Source organism: Nocardia sp. NPDC005745 (genome assembly GCF_040630775.1).
GTDB lineage: Bacteria > Actinomycetota > Actinomycetes > Mycobacteriales > Mycobacteriaceae > Nocardia.
The window spans coordinates 586,341-593,707 of sequence record NZ_JBEXYF010000001.1 but is presented as its reverse complement, the minus strand read 5'-3'; the positions used below and the strand labels follow the sequence as shown (position 1 = coordinate 593,707).

General features: G+C 69.4%; 7 protein-coding genes and 1 pseudogene. 6 read left to right on the top strand and 2 right to left on the bottom strand.

The annotated features are described in order from the left end of the window. Positions 1 to 191, top strand: a pseudogene (locus tag ABZ420_RS02945) (hypothetical protein); the annotation flags it as partial. A 161-nt stretch (positions 192 to 352) separates the two neighbouring features. On the opposite strand, the gene ABZ420_RS02940 reads toward ABZ420_RS02945, so the two are convergent. Both ABZ420_RS02940 and ABZ420_RS02935 read right to left on the bottom strand, forming a co-directional pair. Beyond that, a complete protein-coding gene (locus ABZ420_RS02940; protein ID WP_357116417.1) occupies positions 353 to 1,384 on the bottom strand; it encodes a Gfo/Idh/MocA family oxidoreductase in 1,032 nt (343 codons plus the stop codon). A gap of 32 nt (positions 1,385 to 1,416) precedes the next feature. Then, complete coding sequence (locus ABZ420_RS02935; protein WP_357116415.1) at positions 1,417 to 2,421, bottom strand: LacI family DNA-binding transcriptional regulator; 1,005 nt, start codon at positions 2,419 to 2,421, stop codon at positions 1,417 to 1,419. Positions 2,422 to 2,669: 248 nt separating this feature from the next. Between ABZ420_RS02935 and ABZ420_RS02930 the strand changes: the two genes are divergently transcribed. The 5 genes from ABZ420_RS02930 to iolC are packed head-to-tail and all read left to right on the top strand — an operon-like array spanning position 2,670 to position 7,360. Then, positions 2,670 to 3,566 (top strand): TIM barrel protein, encoded by an 897-nt coding sequence (locus ABZ420_RS02930; protein WP_357116413.1) that lies wholly within the window; start codon positions 2,670 to 2,672, stop codon positions 3,564 to 3,566. A gap of 9 nt (positions 3,567 to 3,575) precedes the next feature. After that, positions 3,576 to 4,577: a sugar ABC transporter substrate-binding protein gene (locus ABZ420_RS02925; RefSeq protein WP_357116411.1), complete on the top strand. Its 1,002-nt coding sequence runs from the start codon at positions 3,576 to 3,578 to the stop codon at positions 4,575 to 4,577. A gap of 10 nt (positions 4,578 to 4,587) precedes the next feature. Further along, positions 4,588 to 5,634 (top strand): ABC transporter permease, encoded by a 1,047-nt coding sequence (locus tag ABZ420_RS02920; RefSeq protein ID WP_357116409.1) that lies wholly within the window; start codon positions 4,588 to 4,590, stop codon positions 5,632 to 5,634. Continuing rightward, positions 5,631 to 6,413 (top strand): ATP-binding cassette domain-containing protein, encoded by a 783-nt coding sequence (locus ABZ420_RS02915; RefSeq protein WP_357116407.1) that lies wholly within the window; start codon positions 5,631 to 5,633, stop codon positions 6,411 to 6,413. The genes ABZ420_RS02920 and ABZ420_RS02915 overlap by 4 nt, the downstream gene beginning before the upstream one ends. Beyond that, complete coding sequence (iolC, locus tag ABZ420_RS02910) at positions 6,410 to 7,360, top strand: 5-dehydro-2-deoxygluconokinase (protein WP_357116405.1); 951 nt, start codon at positions 6,410 to 6,412, stop codon at positions 7,358 to 7,360. Before ABZ420_RS02915 ends, iolC begins: the two co-directional genes overlap by 4 nt. The last annotated feature ends 7 nt before the right edge of the window (positions 7,361 to 7,367 follow it).

Here is a 7,367-nt window from a genome sequence, read left to right as displayed (position 1 = left end):
CCGACAGCAGCAACAAACTGGGCTGGCTACTCGAAGATCTCAGCATCACGGGTGTGCGGTTCGCGGTGTTGCTGTCCGACGACGGCCTGCGGATCACCCCTCAACTCACTTCGATACAGGCCCTAGTCCGTGGCCGACGACCGGCCACGCTCGCTGGACAGGGCGGGCAACAGCCGTATGCGTACTCATGAAGGCCCCCTCGTGAGAGTTCCTTCGCTATTCTCGCTTACCGGCTCGTCTTCGTCGTACTTGTCCAGGCGATGGCCGCAGCGGCCTGGACTACCGCGCGGCCCGCAATGCCGCCGCGCTTGAACGAGGTCCAAGTCCGAGGGTACTGCGGACAAACGCCGCATCAGCGCCGAACTTCGTTGACCTCCACCGCTCGCCCCTCCCGCCGCGACAGCTCGCACGCCTCAGCGACATAGAACGCCTCCAGCGCTTCGTCCGGTGTGCAGGGACTGTCGAGCTGCCCCGTGGCGACATCGATGAACGCCGCCAGTTCATCGGCATACGCCGCACGGAACCGCTCCATGAAACCCGCGTAGGGAGGATAGGGAGAGGGGCTGTGGTCGGGCTCGACGGAAGTCAGGGGTGCGCGGTCGTCCAGTCCGACGATCGCGTTCCCTTCAGAGCCCAACGCCTCCAATCGCACGTCGTACCCCGCCCCGTTGTAGCGGGTCAGCGACACGGTCGCGAGGGTTTCATCGTCCAAGCGTAGCAGCACCGCCGCGGTGTCGACGTCGCCCGCTTCGGCGAAGAACGGCGCGCCCCGGTTCGCCCCGGTCGCGTAGACGGAGGTGATCTCGCGCCCGGTCACCCACCGGATGATGTCGAAATCATGCACTCCGCAGTCGCGGAAGATGCCGCCGGAGCGGGCGATGTATTCGGCGGGCGGGGGAGCCGGGTCGAGGGTCGTCGCGCGCAAGGTGTGCAGCAGGCCGAGGCTGCCGGAGCGGATCGCTTCGCGGGCCGCGCGGTAGCCGGCGTCGAAGCGGCGTTGGAAGCCGATCTGGACGGGAACGCGGGAGTGGCGGGTGCGGTCGATGACGGCGAGGGTGCCGGTGATGTCGGCGGCGACGGGCTTTTCGCAGAAGACGGGGATGCGCGCGTCGACGGCGCGGATGATGAGGTCGGGGTGGGCGGCGGTGGTGGTGGCGATGATCAGGCCGTCGAGGTCGGCGGCGAAGAGGGTGTCGAGGTCGGGGGCGAACTCGACGCCGAGGTCGGTGGCGGTGGCGGTGGCGGTGGCGCGGGCGCGGGCGGGGTCGGCGTCGGCGACCAGGACGGTGGCCACGTTCGGGAGTTTGCTCAGGGTTTCCGCGTGCGAGGTCCCGATGCGGCCGGTTCCGGCGAGGCCGAGGGTGACGGCTCGGTGGGAGGACATCGGCTCTCCTTCGTAGGGAACCGCGACGGGGCTCAGCGCCCCGGTGCGGTCGTGGTCGAGCGGACGACGAGCGTGGGTTCCAACCGGCGGCGGACCGGTCTCGTGCGGCCGTCGCGAAGTCGTTCGGTGATGGCCTCGATCGCGAGGCTGCCCATTCGAATACGCGGTTGATCGATGGTGGTCAGCGCGACGTGACGCAGGGCGGCCAGCGAGGTGTTGTCGTAGCCGATCACCGAGACGTCCTCCGGCACACGCAATCCCGCTTCCTCGAGCGCGGACATCGCGCCGAAGGCGTTGAAGTCGTTGCCGCACACCAGTGCCGTGGGAAAGGCGTCGCGGGAGAACAGGTTCAGCAGTTTGCGCACCGCGGCCGTGCCCGCGGAGTCGGTGTGCTCGCTCGGCACGACCATCGGTTCCAGGCCGTGGCGTCGCATGGCGGCCCGGTAGCCTCTGCGACGCGGCGCGGAGGTCCACGCGCCGCCGCCGTCGAGGTGGACGATGCGCCGGTGCCCGAGCGAGACCAGATGATCGACGGCGAGGGTGGCGCCTGCCTCGCCGTCGTCGTTGACTGTGTCGACGCCTGCGACGGTGGAGGTCCGCGACACCAGCACCAGCGGAGCCTGCTGCGACGCCGCGCGGATGGCGGCGGCGGGCAGGATGGGCGACAGCAGGATGACCCCTCCAGGCCGGAACGAGAGCAGGCTCTCCAACGCGGTGTGTTCGCGTGCGGCGCTGCGCCGGCCGGTATTGAGGATCAGTTCGAGGCCGGACTCCTGCGCGGCGGCGTCCATGCCTTCCACGACGTCGGCGAAGAAGGCGTTGCGCAGGTCGGAGACGAGGACACCGACGATGTTGGAGGTCCGGCTGGCCAGCGAGCGGGCCAGGATGTGCGGTTGGTAGCCGAGGTCTTTGGCCGCGTCCAGCACGGCGCGGCGGCGGTGCTCGCTGACCTTCGGGGAGTCGCGCATGACCAGCGAGACGAGGGCGCGGGAGACGCCCGCGCGCGCGGCGACGTCTTCCATGGTCGGTCGTGCCACGGCGCCTCCGTTCCGCGTTCACCAGCCCTGCCGGGACGGACGATACGCGGTGCGCCAGAAGGGATCAATAGAGCGCTCCAATCCGACTTCCGCGCACCGGAGTCTTCCGTGAAAGACGGAATAAGTGCTGGTAGAGCCGCTTTGACCGGCACGCCGCAAGCCCTTGACACGCTATGACCCGCGTTACATAGTTGGAGCGCTCCAACTACAGCGGCGTCAACTCGATATCGAAGGTCGGAGAAGTGCCGATGCCCGAATCCCTCCACTCGTTGCGCCTCGCGGCCGCGCCGATCTCCTGGGGAGTTTGTGAGGTCCCCGGCTGGGGTCACGTGCTCGACGCACGCACCGTTCTGTCGGAGATGGCCGCGCTCGGCTTGTCCGCCACCGAACTCGGGCCACCCGGCTATCTGCCGCGCGACCCGAGCGAACTGCGACGACTGCTCGCGGCCTTCGACATCACCGCGGTCGGCGGCTTCCTCGCCGTCGTGTTGCATCGTGACCGGCACGCCGCCCTCGCTCGGGCGGAGGAGAGCGCCGCGCTGCTTGCCGCCACCGGCGCGGAAGTGCTCGTGCTCGCCGCCGCGACCGGACTCGGCGGATACGACGAGCGCCCGCCACTCGACGACTCGCACTGGCGCGCCGTGATCGACACCGCTGCCGAGATCCGCGATATCGCCGCCGCGTACGGCCTGCGCACGGTGCTGCATCCGCATGTCGGCACACACGTGGAGAGCGAGGCCGAGGTGGAGCGGTTCCTCGCCGATTCCGATCTCGACCTCTGCCTGGACACCGGGCATCTGCTCGTCGGCGGCACCGACCCGGTTCGGCTCGCCCGGCGGCACGCCGCGCGAATCGGGCACGTTCACCTCAAGGACGTCCGAGGCTCGCTGGCCGACCACGTCCGTGGCGGGAAGCTCGAGTACGGCGAGGCGGTGCGCCGTGGGCTGTACGTCCCGCTGGGCGAGGGGGACGTCGACATCGCGGCACTCGTGCACACCATGCGCGCCGCGGGGTATCGGGGCTGGTACGTCCTGGAGCAGGACGCCGCGCTGCGACCGTCCGAATCGGCGGAGAAGCCGAGCGGCGACACCGCGCGCAGCCTCCGGTTCCTCAGCGACATCGCGCTCGCCGCGGCCGGAATCTAGGCGATGCGGATGCTTCTGCGAGCACGACGCGGCGCGACCGCGCGGCACCGGACCCGCCTGCTGCCGTGCATCGCCACCGCCGCTCTCCTGGCGGCATGCAGCGGCCCCGGCGCCGACGCGCCCGCTCCGTCCCAGGCGCCGACCGAGGTCGGCACGGTGCGATCGGTAGCGGTGGTGACCCACGGCAGCCCCGGTGACGCGTTCTGGAATGTCGTCAAGAACGGCGCGGAGGCCGCGGGCAAGGATTTGGGAATCCGTGTGGACTACAACGCCTCCGGTGATCCCGGTCAGCAGGCGAAGCTGATCGACAACGCCGTGGCGCAAGGCGTCGACGGCCTCGTCGTGTCCATGGCCAATCCCGAGGCGCTTCGGCGCTCGGTCGAAAAGGCCGTCGCCGCGGGCATTCCGGTGGTGACGATCAATTCGGGGGAGTCGGAGAGCGCGCGGTTCGGCGCGTTCGTCCATGTGGGGCAGAGCGAATCGCTGGCCGGGCAGGCCGCGGGCAGACGGCTCGCCGAGGCCGGGCGCGGGAAGATGCTGTGCGTCATCCACGAGGCGGGCAATATCGGCGCGAACGAGCGTTGCGCCGGCGCGACGAAGGCGTTCGGCACCGCGACCACGCTTCAGGTGGACATCAACAATCCGACCGACGCGCAATCGAGGATCAAGGGCGCGCTGGAGGCCGACCGGTCCATCGACGCGGTCCTGACGCTCAACTCCCAGGTCGCCGCACGCGCTGTCGACGCCGCCCGGGAGGCCGGATCGCTTGCCACCGTCGCGACCTTCGACCTGAACGCCGATGTGGTGGAGGCGATCAGGGCGGGAAAGCTGCTTTTCGCGGTCGATCAGCAACAGTACGAGCAGGGTTATCTTCCGATCGTGTTGCTGAAGCTGTACCGGACGAACTTGAACACCGTCGGAGGCGGTGCGCCGGTGCAGACCGGACCCGGTTTCGTCGACAAGAACAATGTGGACGCCGTCGCCGCGCTCGTCGCGCAGGGCACGCGCTGAGGTGGATGAAATGACCATCGCCACACAAGCGTCCGACTCTTCGCAGGACCGTCCGGGCCTCTCGCCGCTGCAACGTCTGGCCGTGCGGCCGGAGATCGGCGCGGCGCTCGGCGCGTTGCTGGTGTTCGTGTTCTTCTCGCTGGTCACCGACCGGTTCCTGAGCCCGCTCGGCGTCGCGACCTGGCTCGACGACGCCTCCACGCTGGGCATCATGGCGGTGGCCGTGGCGATGCTGATGATCGGCGGCGAGTTCGATCTGTCGGCAGGCGTGATGACGGCCTCCACGGCGCTGGTCACCGCGTTGCTGGCGGTGCACGCCGGATGGAACGTCTGGCTCGCGCTGCTGGCATCGCTGGTCTTCGCGCTGGCCGTCGGCGCGTTCAACGGCTGGGTGGTGATGCGCACCGGCCTGCCGAGTTTCATCGTCACACTGGGCACCTTCCTCGCCCTGCAAGGGTTGAACCTCGGCGTGACGCGGCTGGTGACCGACACGGTGCAGGTGTCGGGCGTGCGGGGCGCGGGCGGCTACCAATCGGCGGGCTGGGTCTTCGCCTCGACCCTCGACATCGGCGAAGCGCACATCCAGGCTTCGGTGGTCTGGTGGATCGTGCTCACCGCCGTCGCCGCGACGATCCTGGTCCGCACGAGGTTCGGCAACTGGATCTTCGCCGTCGGCGGTGCGCTGCTCAGCGCCCGCGCGGTCGGTGTGCCCGCCGACCGCACCAAGATCCTGCTGTTCATGGGCACCGCGTTCGCGGGCTGGGTGGTGGGTTCCTGCAACATCCTGCGGTTCGCCAGCGTGCAGGCCAACCAGGGCGTCGGGCTCGAATTGCACTACATCATCGCCGCCGTGGTCGGCGGGTGCCTGCTCACCGGCGGCTTCGGCTCGGCGGTCGGCGCCGCCATCGGTGCGCTGATCTTCGGCATGGCGCGCCAGGGCATCGTGTTCGCGCGCTGGGACAGCGACTGGTTCATGCTGTTCCTCGGTGTGCTGCTGCTGGCGGCGGTGCTGGTCAACAATAGATTCCAGAGACGAGCCGAAAGGGTGCGCCGATGACTTCCCTCATCGAGGCGGTCGACCTCGGCAAGAGCTACGGCGGCGTGGTCGCCCTGCGTGAGGTGTCCACGGTGGTGAACGCGGGCGAGGTGACCTGCGTGCTCGGCGACAACGGCGCGGGCAAATCGACGCTGATCAAGATCCTGGCCGGGGTGCACCAGCACGACCGCGGCGAACTGCGTGTGGAGGGCGAAGCGGTCCGGTTCGCCTCGCCGCGGGCGGCGCTGGATCGCGGCATCGCCACGGTCTATCAGGATCTCGCGGTGGTTGGGCTGATGAGCGTGTGGCGCAACTTCGTGCTCGGGTCCGAGCCCACCTTCGGATACGGTCCCTTCCGGCTGCTGGACCGCAAGAAAGGTTGTGAGATCGCGCGGACGGCGTTGGCCGACATGGGTATCGAGATCCGGGATATGGAACAGCCGGTCGGCACGCTGTCGGGCGGCCAGCGGCAGTGCGTCGCTATCGCGCGGGCCGTGCACTACGGCGCGAAAGTGCTGATCCTCGACGAGCCGACCGCGGCGCTGGGCGTCAAACAGGCCGGGGTGGTGCTGAAGTACGTCGTGCGGGCGCGTGAACGCGGGCTCGGCGTCGTGCTCATCACGCACAACCCGCACCACGCCTATCCGGTGGGTGACCGATTCCTGCTGCTGAAGCGGGGCGCGATGCTCGGCGCGTACGAGAAATCGGAGATCGACCTGCCGGAGCTGACCCGCCAGATGGCAGGCGGAGCGGAATTGGAGGCATTGCAGCACGAATTGCGGCGTGTGGTGACGCCGTGAACAAGCGGGCGGGCGAGCTGGAGGCGTTGACGATCGGTCGCGTCGGGGTGGACCTGTATCCCGAACAGAGCGGCGTCGCCCTGGCGCAGGTGCGCAGTTTCGCCAAGTTCCTCGGCGGCACCGCCACCAACGTCGCCGTGGCCGCCGCCCGGCTCGGCCGTCGCTCCGCGGTGCTGACCAAGGTGGGCCCCGACGGCTTCGGCGACTTCGTGCGCACGGCGCTGGAGGACTTCGGCGTCTCATCCCGTTACGTGACGACCGCGCCGGACCTTCGGACGCCCGTCGTCTTCTGCGAGCTGACGCCGCCGTCGGATCCGCCGCTGTTGTTCTACCGTGCGCCGATCGCGCCGGATCTCACCCTCACTCCGGACGAGGTGCCCTGGGACGTCGTGGATGCCGTGCCGCTGCTGTGGGTCACGGGCACCGGAGTGAGCGCGGAACCCGGCCGCAGTACACAGCGGGAGATTCTGCTTCGCCGCGCACGACGGGGGCACACGGTGCTGGATCTGGATTATCGGCCGATGTTCTGGCCCGACGTGGATACCGCGCGGGCCGAGATCGGGTGGATGATCGACCACGCGAACGTGGTGGTCGGCAACCGTGCCGAGGTCGAGGTGGCGGTGGGCACCGCCGACCCGGAGACGGCGGCGGATCGGCTGCTCGCGCGGGGGGTGCGCCTCGCGGTGATCAAGCAGGGTGGTGAGGGGGTTTTGGTAGCGACCACCGAGGAGCGCTGGACGGTGCCGCCGTGCCGCGTGGAGGTGGTGTGCGGGCTCGGCGCGGGTGACGGTTTCGGTGGCGCGCTGATCCACGGCCTGCTCTCGGACTGGGATCCACGGCGCGTCGCCACCTATGCCAACGCGGCGGGTGCGCTGGTCGCTTCGCGTCTCGCCTGCGCCGACGCGATGCCCACCAGCGCGGAGATCGAGGAACTGCTGTGCGGCTGAGCCGGCG